Origin of the sequence: Nitrosomonas oligotropha, from assembly GCF_900106555.1 — a bacterium.
Taxonomy (GTDB): Bacteria; Pseudomonadota; Gammaproteobacteria; order Burkholderiales; family Nitrosomonadaceae; genus Nitrosomonas; species Nitrosomonas oligotropha_A.
Genome location: NZ_FNOE01000076.1, coordinates 1 through 1931, shown reverse-complemented (window position 1 = coordinate 1931; position 1931 = coordinate 1). Strand labels below are relative to the sequence as shown.

The following is a 1931-nucleotide window of genomic DNA, read 5'->3' as shown; positions in this document are numbered from 1 at the left end:
TGATACCGGCCAACATACTCCACCGAAAAGCGCAGCACGTTTTCATCGCGGATGGCGTCCACGATCACATACTTATGCAAACATTCGCCGAACAAATCCCGGGTGGTTTTGAACAACCCGAAGCCGTTATTGGCGTTATCCGCAAAGATCGGCGTACCGGTGAAGCCGAACAACTGCGCATTGCGGAAAAAGTTTTTAATGTTCTGATGCACCAGGCCGAACTGGCTGCGGTGGCATTCGTCGAAAATGAACACGAATTTCTTGTCTTGCAGGTGCTTGATCCGGTCAAGATAGTGTTCCTTGACGATAGCATTATTGAGTTTCTGGATCGTGGTCACAATCAATTTCGTGCTGTCATCGTTCAGTTGTGTTACCAGGTTGTGCGTGTTGGTGGTGGCGTCCACGCTGTCCTTGGCAAACGCATTGAATTCGCGCGTGGTCTGATAATCCAGGTCTTTGCGGTCAACCACGAATAGCACCTTGTGCACTTTGGGCAGCCGCATGATGATCTGGCTGGCTTTGAACGAAGTCAGCGTCTTGCCCGATCCGGTGGTGTGCCAGACATACGCATTGTCGTTGCTGTTCTTCACCCGATCCACCAGCGCTTCGGTGGCGTAAAACTGATAAGGGCGCAAAACCTTCAGCACGCCTTCCTCGGTGATCACGGTGTAATGCGTGATCATCTTGGCGATATGGCAGGGTTTCAGGAAAGCATCGGCAAACTCGCACAAATCGGACAAGCGGTTATTGTCCTTATCCGTCCAGTAGAACGTTTGCTGAAACGATTGGAATTTGTTGTTGGCGAAATACTTGGTATTGACGCCGTTGCTGATGATGAAAAGCTGCACATACTGAAACAATCCCGCACCGGCATCGAACGATTCGTGTTGATAGCGGTTCACCTGATGAAATGCCACTTTCAGTTCCGCGCCGCGCCGTTTGAGTTCGATCTGCACCAGCGGCAAACCGTTGATCAGAATGGTCACGTCGTAGCGGTTCTTGCGCTTGCCTTCCATGCTGACTTGGTTGGTCACCTGAAACTCGTTCATGCACCAATCGTCGCAGTTCAGAAAACTGATATAGACGGTTTCCGTTGCTTTGCCGTTGGCGGCTTCGCGTTTCAGCGCGAATTTGTCGCGTAGTATCCGCGCGCGTTCCACGATGCTGCCGGTGTTCAAATGGTTCAGGATGCGCTCGAATTCCGGTTGCGTGAGCTGGATATCGCCATTGTGGATTTCCAATTGGCGCTTGAGGTTGGCGAGCATTGCCGCTTCATCGTCGATGCGCACGCGCGCATATTCCATGCACTCAAGCTGCTCAATCAATCCTTGTTCCAGGGCAAATTCGGATTGGGTCGCCATTAAAGCTGGACGATTTGATTCAAACGTTCACAAACCTGCACAAACAAACTATCGCCAAGCTTGCCCAGTGGATGCGGTCTTGCACTGCGCACCCGCCAATCAAACGATTTGGGCTGATGGCATAGCACATAGCTGGTCTGCTCAATCTTGCGCTTAGGAATCTTGCCCACGGCCACGGCAAAAGGATTATCGGCGTTGTATGCCGCCGTGGTCATTGGCAAACCGATCACCAGCGAAGTTTTGTCGTTGAATATCTTGGGAGACAGCACCAGAAAAGGGTGAATATCGCGCATTTCCTGCCCGGCCTGCGGATTGCAGTCAATCCAGATAATATCCTGACGATCGGGTACCCACAAAACGGTGCCACTGATTTCAGTCATTAACGGCTACCATTTTTCCGCACCCAGGCGCTGATTGGCCGCCATTGCTTCGCCGCCATGCCGGGCCGGGTCGAATTGCTTCAAGCGCTGCTCCAGGGTCAGTGGTTCATCCCGCACCGGCGTGATGATGATCTGGCCATTGGAGGCGGTGAGCTTCACTCGTTGATCCACGTGCACATGCGCTTCCCGT

At 52.4% G+C, this 1931-nt stretch carries 3 protein-coding genes; all 3 read right to left on the bottom strand.

The features are described from left to right. On the bottom strand, positions 1-1361 hold a 1361-nt coding region (locus BLU57_RS15655), incomplete at its 3' end, for a type I restriction endonuclease subunit R (RefSeq protein WP_143027019.1). Then, the gene (locus BLU57_RS15650; protein WP_090322941.1) at positions 1361-1741 is read right to left on the bottom strand and encodes a type II toxin-antitoxin system PemK/MazF family toxin; all 381 of its coding nucleotides are present in this window, start codon (positions 1739-1741) and stop codon (positions 1361-1363) included. The genes BLU57_RS15655 and BLU57_RS15650, both read right to left, overlap by 1 nt. 6 nt (positions 1742-1747) lie before the next feature. Beyond that, positions 1748-1931: AbrB/MazE/SpoVT family DNA-binding domain-containing protein (locus BLU57_RS15645; RefSeq protein ID WP_090322940.1), on the bottom strand; the 184-nt coding region annotated here is incomplete at its 5' end.